16 protein-coding genes are annotated in these 16,979 nt (G+C 65.7%); 4 read left to right on the top strand and 12 right to left on the bottom strand.

Features of this window, described 5'->3' with window-relative positions:
* The first annotated feature begins 6 nt into the window (after positions 1-6).
* On the top strand, positions 7-792 hold the full coding sequence (locus tag ACFQPG_RS09375) for a phosphodiester glycosidase family protein (RefSeq protein ID WP_380812354.1): 786 nt from the start codon (positions 7-9) through the stop codon (positions 790-792).
* A gap of 3 nt (positions 793-795) precedes the next feature.
* Here the strand turns inward: ACFQPG_RS09375 and folP are convergent, their stop codons facing one another.
* The 9 genes from folP to ACFQPG_RS09330 form a co-directional block, all read right to left on the bottom strand.
* Positions 796-1,869, bottom strand: a complete 1,074-nt coding sequence (folP, locus tag ACFQPG_RS09370) for a dihydropteroate synthase (RefSeq protein ID WP_380812352.1) — start codon at positions 1,867-1,869, stop codon at positions 796-798.
* A gap of 97 nt (positions 1,870-1,966) precedes the next feature.
* Entirely contained in the window at positions 1,967-3,106 is a 1,140-nt protein-coding gene (locus ACFQPG_RS09365) for a site-specific DNA-methyltransferase (protein WP_380812350.1), read from the bottom strand.
* Positions 3,107-3,277: 171 nt separating this feature from the next.
* Positions 3,278-3,916 (bottom strand): ribonuclease HII, encoded by a 639-nt coding sequence (locus ACFQPG_RS09360; protein WP_380812348.1) that lies wholly within the window; start codon positions 3,914-3,916, stop codon positions 3,278-3,280.
* 75 nt (positions 3,917-3,991) lie between these two features.
* Positions 3,992-5,164 carry a bifunctional hydroxymethylpyrimidine kinase/phosphomethylpyrimidine kinase gene (gene thiD / locus ACFQPG_RS09355; RefSeq protein ID WP_380813109.1) on the bottom strand — a complete coding sequence of 391 codons (1,173 nt, stop codon included), beginning with the start codon at positions 5,162-5,164 and terminating at the stop codon, positions 3,992-3,994.
* 117 nt (positions 5,165-5,281) lie between these two features.
* The gene (glmM, locus tag ACFQPG_RS09350; protein WP_380812346.1) at positions 5,282-6,616 is read right to left on the bottom strand and encodes a phosphoglucosamine mutase; all 1,335 of its coding nucleotides are present in this window, start codon (positions 6,614-6,616) and stop codon (positions 5,282-5,284) included.
* Positions 6,617-6,639: 23 nt separating this feature from the next.
* Entirely contained in the window at positions 6,640-7,317 is a 678-nt protein-coding gene (locus tag ACFQPG_RS09345; protein ID WP_380812344.1) for an NnrU family protein, read from the bottom strand.
* Complete coding sequence (locus ACFQPG_RS09340) at positions 7,314-8,687, bottom strand: amidohydrolase family protein (protein WP_380812342.1); 1,374 nt, start codon at positions 8,685-8,687, stop codon at positions 7,314-7,316. The genes ACFQPG_RS09345 and ACFQPG_RS09340 overlap by 4 nt, the downstream gene beginning before the upstream one ends.
* A complete protein-coding gene (locus ACFQPG_RS09335) occupies positions 8,684-10,084 on the bottom strand; it encodes an amidohydrolase (protein ID WP_380812340.1) in 1,401 nt (466 codons plus the stop codon). The genes ACFQPG_RS09340 and ACFQPG_RS09335 overlap by 4 nt, the downstream gene beginning before the upstream one ends.
* Position 10,085: 1 nt before the next feature.
* Entirely contained in the window at positions 10,086-11,729 is a 1,644-nt protein-coding gene (locus ACFQPG_RS09330; protein WP_380812338.1) for a peptide MFS transporter, read from the bottom strand.
* Positions 11,730-11,845: 116 nt separating this feature from the next.
* On the opposite strand from ACFQPG_RS09330, the gene ACFQPG_RS09325 reads away from it, so the two are divergent.
* Both ACFQPG_RS09325 and ACFQPG_RS09320 read left to right on the top strand, forming a co-directional pair.
* On the top strand, positions 11,846-12,430 hold the full coding sequence (locus ACFQPG_RS09325) for a nitroreductase (protein ID WP_380812336.1): 585 nt from the start codon (positions 11,846-11,848) through the stop codon (positions 12,428-12,430).
* A 47-nt stretch (positions 12,431-12,477) separates the two neighbouring features.
* Positions 12,478-12,831: a GntR family transcriptional regulator gene (locus tag ACFQPG_RS09320; RefSeq protein ID WP_380812334.1), complete on the top strand. Its 354-nt coding sequence runs from the start codon at positions 12,478-12,480 to the stop codon at positions 12,829-12,831.
* A gap of 12 nt (positions 12,832-12,843) precedes the next feature.
* On the opposite strand, the gene ACFQPG_RS09315 is transcribed toward ACFQPG_RS09320, so the two are convergent.
* Positions 12,844-14,520, bottom strand: a complete 1,677-nt coding sequence (locus ACFQPG_RS09315; protein WP_380812332.1) for an acyl-CoA dehydrogenase — start codon at positions 14,518-14,520, stop codon at positions 12,844-12,846.
* Positions 14,521-14,567: 47 nt separating this feature from the next.
* On the opposite strand from ACFQPG_RS09315, the gene ACFQPG_RS09310 reads away from it, so the two are divergent.
* Positions 14,568-15,494: an L-threonylcarbamoyladenylate synthase gene (locus ACFQPG_RS09310; protein WP_380812330.1), complete on the top strand. Its 927-nt coding sequence runs from the start codon at positions 14,568-14,570 to the stop codon at positions 15,492-15,494.
* Between the two features lie 16 nt (positions 15,495-15,510).
* On the opposite strand, the gene msrA is transcribed toward ACFQPG_RS09310, so the two are convergent.
* Together msrA and ACFQPG_RS09300 are read right to left on the bottom strand one after the other, a co-directional pair.
* Positions 15,511-16,062, bottom strand: a complete 552-nt coding sequence (msrA, locus tag ACFQPG_RS09305; RefSeq protein WP_380812328.1) for a peptide-methionine (S)-S-oxide reductase MsrA — start codon at positions 16,060-16,062, stop codon at positions 15,511-15,513.
* A 77-nt stretch (positions 16,063-16,139) separates the two neighbouring features.
* The gene (locus tag ACFQPG_RS09300) at positions 16,140-16,841 is read right to left on the bottom strand and encodes a PilZ domain-containing protein (RefSeq protein ID WP_380812326.1); all 702 of its coding nucleotides are present in this window, start codon (positions 16,839-16,841) and stop codon (positions 16,140-16,142) included.
* Positions 16,842-16,979: the final 138 nt, after the last annotated feature.

Genomic DNA, 16,979 nt, shown 5'->3' with positions numbered 1-16,979 from the left:
GAGATCATGCGTCTCGTGGTTGTGCTGCTTCTGCTTCTCCTTTCATCCTGCCGGCAGGGCGAAGTCGAGCCTTCCGGCGAGCTATCGGCAGCTGAGGGCGTCTGCCGTTCCATCATGTTCGAGGAAAGCCGGTTCACCGCCTGTAAGCCGGCAAACGCACGGCTTGAACTGTATGCGGCCGGTGCGGACGATCCGCCGCTTCGCAGCTTTGCGGCCCTGGGCGCAGCCCTCGGCGGGCGGGCCGAAGACGTGCAGTTCGCGATGAATGCCGGGATGTTCGATGAGGAAGGACGACCGATCGGACTTGCCGTCTCTTCGGGCAAGGAGGTGCATCGGATCAATCGTCGCCGGGGGACCGGCAATTTCCACCTGATGCCCAACGGAGTGTTCCTGGTCCGGGGCGACGGGTCGGCAGCCGTGGTGCCGACCTCGGATTATCGGGGCGAAGACGTGGTCCTTGCAAGCCAGTCCGGACCCCTCCTGCTGATCAACGGCAAGCTGCACCCGCGCTTTGAGGCGGATGGCGAGTCTCGGTATGCCCGCAACGGCGTAGGGGTCGACCGCGGCGGAACGCCGGTATTCGTGATCAGCGACGACGCCGTGTCGTTCGGCAAGCTGGCTCGAGTGCTGCGCGACGAGTTCAACTCGGTCGATGCCCTTTACTTCGATGGGTCGGTCAGCTCACTATGGGACCCGGCGAACAACCGCATGGACAGCTTTGCGCCGTTGGGCCCCATGATCGTGGCGGTAGAGCAGAACCCAGCAAGCTCCGGCGGCCAGAGGGGCGGATAGCCCCTACGCAATCCGGGGTGTCAGGGCTTGATCCCGCAGCCCGCGCCAGACTTTCAGCGCCTGCACGGTTTCGTAGGCGTCGTGGACGCGCAGAAGTTGCGCGCCTTGCTCCGCCGCCTTGAGCGCCAAGGCCAGGCTCCCTCCCAACCGGCGGTCAGCGGGGGCTTCGTTGTGAAGTGCACCGATCGTGCGCTTGCGGCTGGCTCCCACGACGAGCGGACAGCCGAGCGAGTGGAACAGGGCAAGGCCGTTCATCAGCTCGAGGTTGTGCGCAACCGTCTTGCCGAAACCGATACCCGGGTCGATCAGGATCCGGTCGCGCGGAACACCCGCCGAAACCGCCGCCGCGATCCGCTGCTCCAGCCACAGGTAAACTTCAATCAGGACGCCGCGCGGATAGTTCGGGCTGTCCTGCATCGTGTCCGGCCTGCCCTGATGGTGCATCAGGATGACCGGCACGCCGGCCGCGGAGACCACTTCGGCGGCGCGGTCATCCCAGGTAAGTGCCGAAACGTCGTTGACCAGGCGCGCACCCGCGGCGAGTGCGGCTTCCATCACTAGGGCCTTGCGGGAGTCGATCGACACGGCCGTGCCCCCGGCGGCGAGCTGACGGACGATCGGCAACACCCGTTCGATTTCGTCCCCTTCCCACACCGGCTTGGCTCCGGGCCGCGTGCTCTCGCCTCCAACATCGATGATCGCGGCACCATCGGCCGCCATCGCTGCTCCAGCGTCGGCCGCCGCCCCCGCAGTGGCGAGTTGGCCGCCGTCCGAGAAGCTGTCGGGAGTGGCGTTGACGATGCCCATCACCTGCGGCTGATCCAGGCGGATCATGCGTTCGCCGAGCTGCAACGGTGAGCGGGCCGAGGTCAGGCGAGTCCACTGTGCGCACGCGTCGTCGTCGAGCTTATTCTCGATGCCTTCGACGGGCAGCAGTTCGGTTTGGATGCGCTCGCCAACGCGGATCAGTTCGACACTGGCGAACCAATTGAGCCCGCCGGCGAGCCGCGCGACCTTGCCGTCGTGACCGAAGGGAGAGTCGACGAAGGCTGTGGGGCGGATGAGGGTCCTGGTCATCTTTGTCCGTCATTGCGAGCGAAGCGCAGCAATCTAGTTCTCCTTGGCCAACGAAGAAGACCGGATTGCTTCGTCGCTGCGCTCCTCGCGATCGGCGCTAGCTGAGACTCGCCAGATAGTCCTGCCGGAACACGTCCAGCGTGACCAACCGCTTGTCGCCTTCGACATGCCAGAAGGTCCAGCCGTTGCAGGATGGAGCGTTCTGCAGCGCAGCACCGACCTTGTGGATCGACCCTTCGTTGGGACCGCAATGGATCGATCCGTCGGCTCGAACCCTTGCCTTCCAGCGGCGCTTCGAATCCATCAGCAGCGTGCCGGGCTTCACCAGGCCGCTCTCGACGAGGACGCCGAACGCCACCCGCGGCTGGCTGCGCTTGTCGGGCACGACCTGCATCGCGCTCTCGTCCAGCGGTAAGGTCGAAGCGATGCGTTCCAGCGCGACCTTCACATAGGCTTCCTCGCGCTCGATCCCGATCCATTTGCGGCCAAGGCGCTTGGCCACAGCGCCCGTCGTCCCGGTGCCGAAGAATGGGTCCAGCACGACGTCGCCCGGCTTGGTACAGGCGAGCAGGATCCGGTAAAGGAGGCTTTCCGGCTTTTGCGTAGGATGAGCCTTGTGACCGTCGTCGCCCTTCAACCGCTCGGCGCCGCCGCAGATCGGCAGTACCCAGTCGGACCGCATCTGAAGATCGTCGTTGAGGGCCTTCATCGCGCGATAATTAAAGGTGTAGCGCGCCTTTTCGTCCTTGGCGCACCAGATCAGCGTCTCATGCGCGTTGGTGAAGCGCGTGCCGCGGAAGTTCGGCATCGGATTGGCCTTGCGCCAGACGATGTCGTTGAGGATCCAGAAGTCGGCGTCCTGCAACAGCGAGCCGACGCGGTAGATGTTGTGGTAGCTGCCGATCACCCAGATCGTGCCGTCGTCCTTGAGGATGCGGCGGGCCTGCGCCAACCAGGCGCGGGTGAAGTCATCGTACACGGCCAGGCTATCGAACTTGTCCCAATGATCGTCGACCGCGTCCACCCGCCCGCCCTCGGGCCGGAACAGGTCGCCGCCAAGCTGCAGATTGTAAGGCGGGTCGGCGAAGATCATGTCGACCGACTTGGCCGGCAGCTTCGCCATCTCTTCGATGCAGTCCCCCGTCAGGATGCTGTCGAGCGGCGGCGCCACCGGCAGCCGGTTCGCCGCCGGCTCAACGCGGCCGATATCCTCCTTGACCTTCACGACTAGGTTCATGTGCGTGTCGCCCCCTGTTGGAGCCAAGCTGAGTCAGGCGGGACTCGCGGTCAACAGAAGAAGGATTAACACGCCTCCGGGAAGCGGCGGAACAGAGAGAGTCCGGCGGCTCCGCGGCACAACATGTTGAGTCTGGCTGGACCGAGGAGACTCAATCGCTGGTGGTGTGACTCAAAGGACTCGCCCTGCGGCAAACATGTCCGGCTGCGCCGCGGCGGCGAGCACCTCGCGGACCAGGCCGAAGCTCCGCCGGTGCAGCGGTGTCGGCCCGCGTTCGAGCAGGGCGCGCCGATGATCGGGCGTCGGATAACCGCGGTTAGTCTCCCAGCCGTAGCCCGGATGTTCCTCCGCATAGGCGGCCATGATGCGGTCGCGGGTCACCTTGGCGACAATCGAAGCAGCCGCGATCGAGCGGCACTTGGCGTCGCCGGCCACGATCGCAACGGAGGGCCGCTCCCACTTGGGACAGCGATTGCCGTCGACCAGCACCATTGCCGGCTCGAACCCGAGCGCCTCGACCGCCCGGATCATGGCAAGCATGCGCGCCCAATAGATGTTGAGCGTGTCGATCTCCTCGACGGTGCAGATGCCGACGCCGCAGCGGGCCTGCTTCTGCAATCGGGCGTAGAGCGCCTCACGGGTTTGGAGGTCCAGCTTCTTGCTGTCATCGATTCCCCGAGGGAACTTGTCACGGTCGAGCACCACGGCCGCCGCAACCACCGGCCCGGCCAGGGGTGCGCACCCCGCCTCGTCGACACCGGCAAGCGGCATGGGGTGATCGCGTTCAAGCTTGAAGCATGGGCGTGGCATGGACTCGCTTTGTACCCCTGCGTGTGCAGCGGTCCAGTAACCTTTTGTGCTCGCAAGAACAAACTGGGCTCCTGCCTATGCAGGAGCACGATCCGTCACCCGCCACGGCGGAAATCGCCGGGCTTCGCCCGCCTTGTAGAGGAAGACGATGTTGCCGGCGGGATCGCGCAGGCGGGCCTCGCGCCACATCCAGGGTTGATTGCGCGGGCCATGTTCGAACGGAATGCCGGCCCGCGCGAGCTGTTCGACCCGTTCGTCGAGATCGTCGCACTCGAAGTAGACCGCCGTGCTGGCTCCGATGGTCTCGTCGGGATCGACCTGGATGGAGAAGGTCGTTCCGCCCCAGGCTTCGAACCGGGCATAGTCGGGCGGGTTGTCCACGATCTGTGTCAGGCCAAGCGCGCGGTAGAAGGCGACGGACTTGCCATAATCCTTGCCGGTGACCGTGACCTGGTTCAGCCGCGGCCCCGATCCGACGTCCAGGCGAACCTGCGCATGGCCCATTGGTCCGGCCCCCGCGCCAAGCCCCGGTGCTTCCCGCAGCGCCATTCGGACGAACTCGCGGGCGCGGCCGACAGCGCGCGGCAGGCTCAGCCCCTGCGCCAAGCCGACCGCGATTCCGCTGGCCAGCGTGCATCCGGTTCCGTGGGTGCTGGAGGTGGCGATCCGCTGCCCTTGCCAACTGGTCATATTGTCTTCTTCAATCAGCGCATCGGCGAGCGCCTCCCCCTCCTCATGGCCACCCTTGATCAGGACGGCGCAACGATGAGCCGATACGAGGCTGAGTGCCGCTTCAACCGGATCATCCTTGTCGGTCAGGCGCTGAAGTTCGGGCAGGTTCGGCGTGGCGATAGTGGCAAGATCCATCAGCCTGGCGAAGGCGGCAATCGTGGAATCGTCGGCCAGGGCCGCCCCGCTGGTGGCGATCATCACCGGGTCGAACACGATCGGAATGCCATCCAGCTTCTCCAACCGGCCCGCGACCTGAGCGGCGGTGAAGGCGCTGCCGATCATGCCGATCTTGATCGCGTCGACGCCGATGTCATCGATTACGGCATCAATCTGGGCGAGCACGATCTCTGCCGGCACGGGATGCACCGCAGTGACGCCCAACGTGTTCTGGGCGGTGATCGCAGTGATCGCGGTCATCGCGTGCCCACCCACCATCGTAACGGTGCGGATGTCAGCCTGAATCCCCGCGCCGCCACCGCTGTCGGAGCCGGCGATGATCAGGATTCGGGGGATCAAGGCTGCCATTCACAGAAATCCGTATGGGCTGAGCTCGTCGAAACCTGCCATCCGCCGCCCCGGAGGAGGCGGAGCCCTTCGACTGACTCAGGGCAAATGGTCCTTAGTCCGGAGAAGTTAAGCAGCTTCCACTGCGGCGCAGATGCGGTCGACCACGTCGTGGACCTGCGCCTCGTCGTCGCCCTCTGCCATCACCCGGATGAGCGGTTCCGTCCCTGACTTGCGGATCACTAGCCGGCCCTTGCTGCCAAGCTCGGCTTCCGCGTCCGCGATGCAACGCCTCACCGAGTCGGTTTCGAGCGGAGCGCCGCCAGCGAAGCGGACGTTTTTGAGCAACTGCGGCACGGGATCGAACTGGCGAAGCAGTTCGCTCGCCGGCTTGCCCTGGTCCACCATCGCCGCAAGGATCTGGAGGCCGGCGACCAAGCCATCACCGGTGGTGGAATAATCGGTCAGGATGATGTGCCCCGACTGTTCCCCGCCGACATTGCAGCCAAGACTGCGCATCGCTTCCAAGACGTAGCGGTCGCCAACTTTGGTCCGCTCGAGCCGAAGCCCTGCGGAGTCGAGCCTGCGCTCGAGGCCGAGGTTGGACATGACGGTAGCCACCACCGCTTCGCCGCGGAGCTCGCCCTTGCGCTGCTGGTCGAGCGCGATCAAGGCCATCAACTGGTCGCCGTCGATCACCCGGCCGGTCTCGTCGACGACGATGAGGCGATCGGCATCCCCGTCTAGCGCGAGACCGATGTCCGCGCCCTCCGCAACAACGCGCTCCTGCAAGCCTTCCGGATGAGTCGAGCCGCAGGCGTCGTTGATGTTCACGCCGTTAGGATTGGTTGCCAGCGCAACCACGTCGGCGCCAAGCTCCCACAATGCGTCGGGGGCGACGTGGTAGGCAGCACCGTTGGCGCAATCGATCACGATCTTCAGCCCGTCGAGGCGGAGCCGCTCGGGAAAGGTCGACTTGGCGAAATGAACATAGCGGCCCCGCGCGTCATCGATCCGCTTTGCGCGGCCGATCTTCTCCGGCTGCGACAGGTCAGGGCGGCGCTCGAGCCTTGCCTCGATCGCCAGCTCGTCCTCATCGCTAAGCTTGTAGCCGTCCGGTCCGAACAGTTTGATGCCGTTATCGGCGAACGGATTGTGGCTGGCCGAGATCATCACGCCGAGATCGGCGCGCATCGAGCGGGTCAGCATTGCCACGGCGGGCGTCGGCATCGGCCCAAGCAGCACCACGTCCATGCCCACGCTGGTGAACCCCGCGACCAAAGCCGACTCTATCATGTAGCCCGACAGGCGCGTGTCCTTGCCGATCACCACGCGGTGACGATGATCCCCGCGCAGGAAATGCGCCCCTGCGGCCTGACCGACCTTCAGTGCAGTTTCGGCCGTCATTGGCGGGGTGTTGGTCAGGCCGCGGATTCCGTCCGTGCCGAAGAATTTGCGTGTCATGGCCGCGCCCTAGCCTTGTTCGCTCAAACCAGCCAGCGCCACGGCCCCGCAGCCATCGTTCCAAGTGCGCCATGCCCCCACGTCGCAAGCACGAACAGGATGGTTCCACCGGCGAAGGCAAAACGGTCCGGGCGCCCGGCCCCTCGCCCGAACGGGAGGAAGCTGGTGCGCCGCTTCCACTCGGTCCACGGCTCGCCGATCAACTTTTCCTTCTTGGCGTCTTGGCCTGCGGAGCCGGCTAAGGCGAGGATCAGGATCGCGGTGGCGATGATTAGACCGCTGCCGGTCGGCCAGACGGCGATGTGCACCATGGCCCACAAGGCAAAGCCCCACATCATCGGATGGCGGGTAATCGCGTAGACACCTCGCGCTTCGCCGATGTGGGTGACGGGCTTTCCGCCGGTCGGGAACGCCGGATTTCGACGAAGCGACCCAACGAACAGGATTGCCCCGAACCACATCGCAATGGACGCCAGCACCCAGAGCGGAAGCGAGGCCTGCCACAGCGGAGTCTGCGGACCGGCGGCGCCCGCACTGCGCACCATCATTGCGAACGTGCCCAGCGACACCGCAATATAAAGCAAGCTGAACCCGCGCTCGCCGAGGCGCCCGACAAGCGGGGCGCGAAGCGGATGGGACATCAGCAAGTGCGTTCCGACAAAGGCAGCGGCCCAGAAGGCAAGCGCCGCCAACGGGCTCACCGCCGATAAGCCTCCGGCAGTTCGCGGCGGCTGAGATCGCGATATCGGTCGCGGAGCTTTGTCTGTCGCGTGGCGAGGGGCTGCTGGACGCCGTCGATCATCACCATTTCCGGTGCGCTGCTGTTCTCAAGTGGATCGCCGGTCCAGATTACCACATCTGCCCGGCGTCCGGGAAGCAGGCTGCCGATGTCCCCCGCCAGCCCGAATGCTTCGGCCGGACCCGACGTTACCGCAGCCAGCGCCTGTCCCCAGGTCAGGCCGGTCGCTCCCGCCACCCGCTGCAGGCCGACCAGGTTGCCGGCATAGTAGCGCCCGCGAAACGCCATGCGGGGATCGTCGTCGTTGACCGTGCCGATCGAGACCCTAACGCCGGCCGCGCGCATGCGGCCGATATTGCTCTGGGTCGAAGCGAGCGATTCGAATTCGGACGGAAGGTCCTGCAGCGCCGAGGCGATTACCGGAATACCGGACGCGGCAAGGCGCTCGGCGACCGTCCAGCCTTCGTTGGCACCGACGATCACCAGGCGCAGCGTCGGAAACTCACGCTTCAGCGCGATTACCTGGATGAGGTCGGCGGCGCGATTGGCATGGACCAGCAGGATCTGCTGCCCACGCAGCACGGGCACCAACGCCGCCGCATCGAAGCGGGTCAGGAGAACGTCATCACTGCGCCGGGCGTCGCTGGTCAGCAGCTTGGGATCGTTGGGGTTTTCCGGTACAGCGGGCACCTGACGCTCACCACCGCCGCGGATCGGCTGGGCAAAACGGCCGAGCTCACGCGCCTCACGGAGCGCGCTTCGCAGCAGCACATGCGCCGAGGTGCGGGAGCCACCAGCTTGCTGCGCGCCTTCTTCCCCGAGTTCGATGAACTGGAACAGCCGCGGCCGGGTCACTGCGTCGAGATCGGCGCCTGTGTCGATCAGCGCGCCCTGCCCGGCGAAGATGCTCTTCGACGCGGCCGGGGCCACGATCGCACGGGTCACACCGTCGGCCCGGTTGACCTCCACCGCGACGCTGCGCGGGTTCACCGCCGGGGCGATGTCGAGCGCGGCGCTGAACGGGCTGCTGTCGGCCGAGACGTCGACGGTTGCGTCGACGGCGTCCACGTCGACCAGGCCCAAGCGGGAAAAGCCCGCGACCATGCCCGGGGTCACCCACTTGCCGGTGGCATCAACAACCTGCGCGCCGCCGGGCACGGCGACCGCTGCTCCAGCGGCAACGACCCGTCCGTCGCGGATCACGACGGTGCCGCCCTGGATCGGCTCCGAACCGTCGCCCAGCGCTACTGTTCCGCCGGTGATGGCGATGGTCTGTGCGGCAACCGGGGCAGTCGCGGTGAGCAGCAAGACTGCAAGCGCCGAGCGGATCATTTCGTGTCTCCCTCGCCGGTCTGGCCGAGTTCGAAGTCGCTGACGGGCCGCAGGCGCGGGTTGGCGGCATCGTACATCAGCGCACCGTCGATCCACACCCGTTCAGGGCGCGAATAATTGCTGAACGGATTGCCGTTCCACAGGATAACGTCAGCGTTCTTGCCCGGTTTGAGGCTGCCGGTCTGATTGAAGATGCCGAGCGCCTTGGCCGGGTTGGCCGACAGCCAGGTCCAGGCATGGGCTTCAGAAATCTCCATGCCCATCCGCCGGCCCGCGGCCATCGCCTTTGCCGCTTCCTGGTTGAGGCGCTGGATTCCGTTCGGATCGTCCGAATGGACAATGGCGCAGCCGCCAGCGCGGTCCACCAGCGGGATGTTTTCCCGGATGCCGTCGTAGCTTTCCATCTTGAAGCCGTACCAATCGGCCCACAGCGCCGCGCAAGTACCGTTCGCCGCCAGCAGGTCGGCAATCTTGTAGGCCTCCACCGCATGATGGAAGGTGCCGATCTTGTATCCGGCCTCCTTCGAAAGGTCGATCATGATGGCCATCTCGTCGGCCCGGTAGCAGTGGTTATGGACGATGATCTTGCCGTCCAGCACGCCGCGGAGCGTGTCCTTCGCAAGGTCCCGCTCCGGCATCTTGCCGCCGTCCGCTTCATAGGCGTCCCATTCGCGGTCGTAGGCCTTGGCGTCGATCCAGGTTTGCCGGGTGACGGCGATGTTGCCCATGCGGGTTGACGGGATCTGACCCTTGCCGCCGTAGACGCGCTTGGGATTCTCACCGCAGGCCATCTTGAGGCCGTAGGGTGCGCCGGGGAACTTCATCCCCTGCACCGTGCGCGCCGGCACGTTCTTGAGGGTGACGGAGCGACCGCCGAACAGGTTGGCGGAGCCCGGCAGGATCTGCAGCGCGGTCACGCCGCCGTTGGCGAGCGCGCGGGAGAAGCCGGGATCCTGCGGCCACACGCTATGTTCCGCCCAAACCTCGGGGCGCGCAGCAGCTGTGGCTTCGTTGCCGTCGCTGTGCGCCGGAACCGCCGGGCTGGGATAATTGCCTAGGTGGCTATGCACGTCGATGATGCCGGGGGTAACATATTTGCCGCCTCCGTCGATCACCGCCGCACCTGCCGGCGCGGCGAGGCCGGTTCCCACCGCCTGCACCTTGCCGTCCGCCAGAAGGATCGCGCCACCTTCGATCCGCCCGCCCTCACCGTCGAGGATGGTGACGCCGCGGATCAGCGTCGGCGCGCCCCCATAGCGCTGGTAGGTGGAGGGGAATGGATCGTCGTTGATCCGCTGCCCCGGCTCCTTCTTGCCGCCCATCGTCGCACATCCGGCGAGAGAAGTTGCGGCGAGAACCGCGACGAGCGTCGCTCCCGTGAACCCCCTGTTCGTCATCTCAGCCCTTTCGCGGTCCGCTCGGCACCGTCTCGGCCTGCGGGAACATGCCCGGCCCCTGGTTTTCGGCAAGCTCGGCGCGTCCGGCGAGATCCTCGTCCTGGCCAAGCGTGTCGAGATGCATCCAGCGCTTCACGATCGGCGACAGCGCAAGCACGACCACCGCGACCCCGATGGATATCCAGCCGAACAGCTCGTAGACGTCGAGCAGCCCCTGCTTGCTCATCTCGCCGTCATGTCCACCGGTGGCCTCGCCGATCTTGCCGGCGACGAAATTGCCCACCGCGGTCATGTAGAACCAGGCCCCCATGATGAGGCTTGCCAGGAACTTGGGCGCAAGCCGGTTCATCGCGCTGAGGCCGACCGGAGACAGGCAGAGCTCGGCCGTGGTGGCGAAAAGGTAATATGCGAAGACCATGATGACCGGGGTCATCGCCGCTACGCCGTAAGCCTCCGCGCCCCACACCAGGACGAGGTTGGCGAGTCCCATTTGCGCCAGTGCGAGGCCGAACTTGGCCGGCGCCGAGGGTTCGGCCCGGCGCCTGCCGAGCGTCACCCACAGGCCGGCGAACAGCGGCGCGAGGATCATGATGAGGATCGGGTTGATGGACTGGAAGATCGACGCCGGGACGCCGGCCCGATCTACGAAGCGGTCGGTGAACAGGTTCATGGAGCCGCCCGCCTGCTCGAACAGCCCCCAGAACAGCGGATTGAGGCTGATCAGGAAGAGGATGGCGAACATGCGCTCGCGCGGTTCCTTCTCCAGCTTGAAGCTTTCGTAGAGCACGTAGCCGAGCAGCGACACGCCCGAGACGATCAGCAGGCCCTGGATGACATCCTGGTACTGAACCAGCGCCCAGCAGACCGCCACCGCGGCCAGGCCGACAGCATAGAGCGTCATTTCCTTATTGCGGCTGAGCGGACGAGGTGCCTCGCCTGCGCCGTTGAGGACGCGCTTGCCGAGCACGAAGACGACAAGGCCTGCGAGCATACCGATGCCGGCCAGGCCGAAGCCGTAGCCCCACCCGATGGTTTCGCCGAGATAGCCGACGAGGATGGTGCCGATCGCGGCGCCGACGTTGATGCCCATGTAGAAGACGGTGTAAGCGCCGTCGCGACGGATATCGGTGAGCTTGTAGAGCTGACCGACCATCACCGAGATGTTGGCCTTGAGGAAGCCCGAGCCAACGATGATGAAGGCCAGCGCCGCCCAGAAGACGTTGATCGTCGCATCCTGCTGACCGCCCGTGCCTTCGACCGCCATCAGGCTATGCCCAACCGCGAGCAGGAGGCCGCCGAACAGCACCGCCTTGCGCTGACCGAGGTAACGGTCGGCAATGTAGCCGCCGAGTACCGGGGTGATGTACACGAGGCTGGTGTAGGCGCCGTAAATCAGGTTCGCTTTGTCGTCCGCGAACAGCCAGTGCTTGGTCAGGTAGAAGATCAGCAGCGCCCGCATGCCGTAATAGGAGAAACGCTCCCACATCTCGGCGAAGAAGAGCATGTATAGGCCCTTCGGGTGTCCAGCGAACTCTGGCTCCTTCTGAATGGCGACCTTGGCGCCCACAGTCAGGAAGATGGCGAGGACAAGGACGGCAATGGCGGCGATCCAATCGCCTTCCTGCCACAATCCGATGGACTTCATACTGTGTTCCCGTTCTGCAGACGCAAAGCGCCGGAAATGGCGGGCACCCTAGCGGGCAAATCGGCAATGCCAAGCCGATTGTTACAGCCTGGCGGCGCTGGTAGGCGGGCAGCGCGATGCTGAACGACCTGTCCACGCCCCTGCAGTTCCTCGAGACGAGACGATCAGGCCGGGTCCGGGAAATGGTCGGGCCGGGACCGACGTCGAAAGAGATGGACCGCATCCTGGCTGCCGCGGCGCGGACGCCCGATCATGGCAAGCTCGCGCCCTGGCGGTTCGTGATCGTTGATCGGAATCAGCGCGAGGAGTTCGCCGTCCTGCTGCGCCGGGCGCTCGCCGCCAATGATCCGTGCGCCGGCCCCGCCCATCACCAGAAGGCGGATGAGTTCGCGCGGGGCGGCGAAGCGCTGGTGGTGCTGCTGTTCGCCCCCGCCGAGAACCACAAGATTCCCTTGTGGGAGCAGGAGCTGTCCTGCGGTGCAGTCGGCATGAACCTGCTCCATGCGGCACATGCGCTTGGGTTTGTCGGCAGCTGGCTGACCGGATGGGCAGCCTACGATCCGATGGTACGGGAGGCATTCTGCGTCGGACCCGAGCGCATCGCAGGTTTCTTCTTCTTCGGCTCGCCGGGAGCGCCGCTGCTGGAGCGGCCGAGGCCGGACCTGGCAACGATCGTCCGCCACTGGCAGGCGCCGGTCTGAGCCCGTTCGGAGTTGCAATCGATCGCGCCACGCTGTATTACGACAGCATGACGCTTCGCGCCGCACCCGACAAGCCGGTCTACGTTCGCCTGCGCGATACCATCGCGGATTCGATCTTGTCCGGGCGGTTCAAGGACGGCGATCCCCTGCCCTCCGTTCGCGCCTTCGCGGCGGAGCAGGGGGCAAACCCACTGACGGTGGCAAAGGCGTATCAGGGCTTCCAGGACGAGGGGCTCGTCGTGGTCAAGCGAGGTGTCGGGATGTTCGTCGCGCTGGGCGCCGGTGCGCGTCTGCGCGAGGCGGAGCGTGCAGCGTTTATCAAGCAGGAATGGCCGGCGATTAGGGCCCGCATGGACCGGTTGGGGATCGACCCGGTTGATCTGCTCAACGAGCGGGTCTGAAATTAGCCGGGTTCAGCCGAGGGCTTCCGCCGGCACCGCATACAGCAGGTTCGCCCCAGCCTCCGCGGCTGCTGCGAGGCCCAGCGCCTCGGGAACGACGGTGCTGTTGAAATAGTCCGACGCAGCTCGCGTCACGGCCAAGAACGACTCCTCGCCCTTCGCTGCACGCGCCTGACGCTCAAGCAACCAGCCGGCCACCAGGACCGAGCACATGGTGAGGAACGGATAGCTGCCCGCCAGCCGGTCGTCGGCGTCCGCCTGGCGCAGGGTGGCGGCGACGACCTCCACCGCATCGGCCAGGGCGACAAGCGCAGGGTCCGCGATCTCTGCCCGGGCATCGGCAATCAGGCCGTCAAAGGCGAGACCGTCGTCTAGTCCAAGTTTGCGGCCGACCAGATCGGCGGCCTGGATCCCGTTGGTGCCCTCGTAAATCGGTGCGATGCGGGCGTCGCGCAGATGCTGCGCAGCGCCGGTCTCTTCGACATAGCCCATGCCGCCATGGACCTGCACTCCCAGGTTGGCGACCTCGCAGCCGACGTCGGTGCCCCACGCCTTGACCATGGGCGTCAGCACATCGGCCCGCAGCGCTGCCTGCCCGTCACCCAGTCGCCCGCGATCAACCTGGCCGAACGCGTAATAGGTCAGCGCGCGAGCCCCCATCGTCAGTGCCCGCATTCGGAGCAGCATCCGCCGGACGTCCGGGTGATCGGCGATTGCCACCGCATCGCGGCTCGGCGCACCGGCCCGGGCTGACTGTACCCGGCCAAGCGCATAGTCCACGGCACGCTGGGTGGCGCGCTCGGCGATGCCGACGCCCTGCAGGCCAACGTTGAGGCGGGCGTTGTTCATCATGGTGAACATGGATCGCATGCCGCCATGCTCCGGCCCGATCAGCCAGCCGGTAGCGCCGCCGTTGTCGCCATAGGCCATGACGCAAGTCGGGGACGCGTGGATGCCAAGCTTGTGCTCGATCGACGCGCAGCGCAGGTCGTTGTGGCTGCCGTCCGGCAGGACCTTGGGCACCAGGAAAAGCGAAATGCCGCGGGTTCCGGCGGGTGCGCCAGGCGTGCGGGCAAGCACCAGGTGAATGATGTTGTCGGCCAGGTCGTGCTCGCCGTAGGTGATGAAGATCTTGTTGCCGGTGATCCGCCACGACCCGTTGCCGTTCGGCTCGGCCCGGGTCTTGAGCGCGCCGACGTCGGACCCCGCCTGCGGCTCGGTCAGGTTCATGGTTGCGGGCCATTCGCCGCTGACAATCTTCGGCAGGTAGTCGCGTTTCTGTTCAGGCGAGCCGTGCACTTCCAGTGCCTCGATCGCACCCATGCTGAGCATCGGGCACAGCGCTAAGGCAAGATTGGCCGCGTTGAGATCCTCCATCACCGCGGCGCCGAGCGCGAGCGCGAGCCCCTGCCCGCCCGCGTCTTCCGGAGCGGAGATGGTGCCCCAGCCGCCTTCGACGAAGCCGCGGTAGGCAGCATGGAACCCTTCCGGCATGGTTACCTTGCCGTCGGTCCATTTCGCACCAACCGTGTCCCCGACCCGGTTCAACGGCTCGATCTCGCCCTCGGCAAAGGCGGCCGCCCCTTCCAGCACCGCATCGACCAGGTCGGCGTCGTTGGTCAGCTCGCCGATGCGCACCACATGGTCGAGGACAAAGCGTTGTTCGCGGACCGGACAGTGGAACGGCATTGGCGGCATCCTTGAAGCGAGAGGGTTGATGCCATAGCGGCGAGGAGATGAGCGTTCCAGCCACACGGACATTGCCTGTCAACGAGGAGAGTCTCGCCGAGGCCGCTCGACTCGTGCTGGCCGGGCAGCCGGTCGCGGTGCCGACCGAGACCGTCTACGGGCTCGCCGCTGACGCGACGAATGGCGAGGCCGTGGCCCGGGTGTACGCTGCAAAGGGACGGCCGAGCTTCAATCCGCTGATCGTCCACGTTCCCGACCTCTCCGCAGCGCGAGACATCGGCGACTTCGAGGACGAAGCCCTGAAATTGGCCGAACAGCATTGGCCAGGCCCTCTGACCCTGATTGTGCCGCTGAAGGAAGGCACCGGCATCGCATCGCTGGTGACTGCCGGCTTGCCGACGATAGCCCTTCGAGTCCCTGCTCACCCGACGATGCAGGCCCTGCTGCGGAAATGCGGGCGGCCCCTGGCGGCACCAAGCGCCAATGCCAGCGGCCGGATCAGCCCGACCCGGGCCGAGCATGTGCTGGCCAGCCTGGATGGCAGGATCGCGCTGGTGCTCGACGGCGGGTCGACCGAGCGCGGGATCGAGAGCACGATCATTGCCGCCGGGGGCGGACGGCTGCGCCTGCTGCGACCAGGTCCGTTGTTGGTCGAGGGTGCCCAGCCAGTAGCAACCGGCTCGGTGGAGGCGCCCGGTATGCTGGCCAGCCACTACGCCCCGACCAAGCCGGTCAGGCTCGACGCCGTCGAGCGCCGGGCCGGCGAATGGCTGATCGGCTTCGGTGAAGTGAAGGGCGACGCGACGCTGAGCGCTTCAGGAGACCTGATCGAAGCAGCGTCCAATCTGTTCGCGGCGCTTCACCAGGCCGATAAGCAAAGCGCCGGCTCGATTTCGGTGGCTCCGATCGCGGACGTCGGACTCGGCATAGCGATCAACGACCGGTTGAGACGGGCGGCCGCTGCTCGAAGCTGACGGCCGTCCATCGACTTCAGACTTCTGGCGACACCGGCGCCTTAACCCTCGCCTGGAAACTCTTGCGCAGCTTCTGGAGCTTGGGAGGTATGGTTGCGAGGCAATATGGATTGCGCTGGCCCTCGGACGCCCAATAGTCCTGGTGATAGTTTTCCGCTGGGTACCACTCGCCTCGGGGCTCGATCGTTGTGACGATCCGCCCGCCGTGGTCGGCATTGGCACGCTCGATTCCAGCGCGGGCCTGCCGCTCCTGCTGCTCGTCCTGCGGGAAGATCGCCGAGCGATATTGGGTGCCGATGTCATTGCCCTGGCGGTTCAGCTGGGTTGGGTCATGGGTTGCGAAGAAAATGTCGAGGAGGTCCGAATAGCTGATCTGGTCAGGATCGAAGGTGATCCGGATCGCCTCAGCATGGCCGGTGTCGCCATTGCAGACCTGCTTGTAAGTCGGGTTGATGAGGTTGCCGCCGGTGTAGCCGCTTTCCACTGACTTCACCCCGACCACATCGCCAAACACGGCTTCCGTGCACCAGAAACATCCGCCTGCAAGCACAGCCACCTGATCCGCCATCGTCACGCTCCTTCTTGATTGGAGCGGAAATAGGAGTTGGGTGGGCGCATTGCGAGCGCAGGGCGAGGCTGGGCGCCTCAGTCGACTTTGTAGGAGGCCTTGAGGCTCGCAAGCTCCAGCCGCTTGCCGACCCACTCCGCAAGCTCGTCGAAGCTGAGCGGCTGGTTGAAGACGATCCCCGCGCGGCGGTCTGCGAACCAGCGGACCTGGCCCTTCACCGGGCGAAGGCTTTCGACCACCACTACGACATCCTTGCCGACACAATATTCCTCGATCGGCTCGACCTTGAGGCCGCCGAGCGAGATATCGTGGACGTCGACGGTGTAGTAGACCTTGCCCACGCGGATTGAGGCCTTGCACTGCACTTCCAGCCGTGGCGGGCGCGGGCGGAAACCATGGCGCGGCTTGCGGCCGGCGAGCAGCTCGCCCAGATCCACATTGCCGTCGAACTTGATCCCGACGGTGCCCTCGCGCGTCCAGACAATGGTCGACGGGATGTTCTGGCCGGAAAACTCGACGGCAACCCGGTCGCCGACGGTGCAAGGCTGCCCGACCTCGGCCATCAGCCCGCCGGCCGACAGGTTGCGGACCCGGATCAGCTGTTCGCCGACGTCCGACCTGAGCTTGGCGACTCGGTAGGTCGGAAGCACACGATCGTCACCGCGCCGCTCGGCTGGTCGAGGGACTGCGGTCGTGAGCGAAAAGACTGTCGATTCAAAGGCTGCATGGTCCGCGTCGGGCGACCGGCCCGGCTTGCGGCGAATGAGTGCGCCAAACATCGCGTGTCCCCACGACATGATCCGTTCCAGCGGCAAGCTGTGCCACGAAACCGGTTAAGAATGCGTTTGCGCGCAGGCTCCGTTTGACCGAACCGCCAAACACGCGCAGGAACGCTCCCCAGTGCCGAAAGTGAGTAT

The sequence above is a fragment of the Sphingomonas sp. GCM10030256 genome (assembly GCF_042666415.1).
GTDB lineage: Bacteria > Pseudomonadota > Alphaproteobacteria > Sphingomonadales > Sphingomonadaceae > Sphingomicrobium.
This window is presented reverse-complemented; position numbering and strand designations above follow the sequence as displayed.

Excerpts from the sequence above, each read along its gene's own strand:
- ACFQPG_RS09375 (WP_380812354.1), top strand. The coding sequence starts at position 7 with ATGCGTCTCGTGGTTGTGCTGCTTCTGCTTCTCCTTTCATCCTGCCGG.
- folP (WP_380812352.1), bottom strand. The coding sequence starts at position 1,869 with ATGACCAGGACCCTCATCCGCCCCACAGCCTTCGTCGACTCTCCCTTC.
- ACFQPG_RS09365 (WP_380812350.1), bottom strand. The coding sequence starts at position 3,106 with ATGAACCTAGTCGTGAAGGTCAAGGAGGATATCGGCCGCGTTGAGCCG.
- ACFQPG_RS09360 (WP_380812348.1), bottom strand. The coding sequence starts at position 3,916 with ATGCCACGCCCATGCTTCAAGCTTGAACGCGATCACCCCATGCCGCTT.
- glmM (WP_380812346.1), bottom strand. The coding sequence starts at position 6,616 with ATGACACGCAAATTCTTCGGCACGGACGGAATCCGCGGCCTGACCAAC.
- ACFQPG_RS09340 (WP_380812342.1), bottom strand. The coding sequence starts at position 8,687 with ATGATCCGCTCGGCGCTTGCAGTCTTGCTGCTCACCGCGACTGCCCCG.
- ACFQPG_RS09335 (WP_380812340.1), bottom strand. The coding sequence starts at position 10,084 with ATGACGAACAGGGGGTTCACGGGAGCGACGCTCGTCGCGGTTCTCGCC.
- ACFQPG_RS09330 (WP_380812338.1), bottom strand. The coding sequence starts at position 11,729 with ATGAAGTCCATCGGATTGTGGCAGGAAGGCGATTGGATCGCCGCCATT.
- ACFQPG_RS09325 (WP_380812336.1), top strand. The coding sequence starts at position 11,846 with ATGCTGAACGACCTGTCCACGCCCCTGCAGTTCCTCGAGACGAGACGA.
- ACFQPG_RS09320 (WP_380812334.1), top strand. The coding sequence starts at position 12,478 with ATGACGCTTCGCGCCGCACCCGACAAGCCGGTCTACGTTCGCCTGCGC.
- ACFQPG_RS09315 (WP_380812332.1), bottom strand. The coding sequence starts at position 14,520 with ATGCCGTTCCACTGTCCGGTCCGCGAACAACGCTTTGTCCTCGACCAT.
- ACFQPG_RS09310 (WP_380812330.1), top strand. The coding sequence starts at position 14,568 with ATGAGCGTTCCAGCCACACGGACATTGCCTGTCAACGAGGAGAGTCTC.
- msrA (WP_380812328.1), bottom strand. The coding sequence starts at position 16,062 with ATGGCGGATCAGGTGGCTGTGCTTGCAGGCGGATGTTTCTGGTGCACG.
- ACFQPG_RS09300 (WP_380812326.1), bottom strand. The coding sequence starts at position 16,841 with ATGTTTGGCGCACTCATTCGCCGCAAGCCGGGCCGGTCGCCCGACGCG.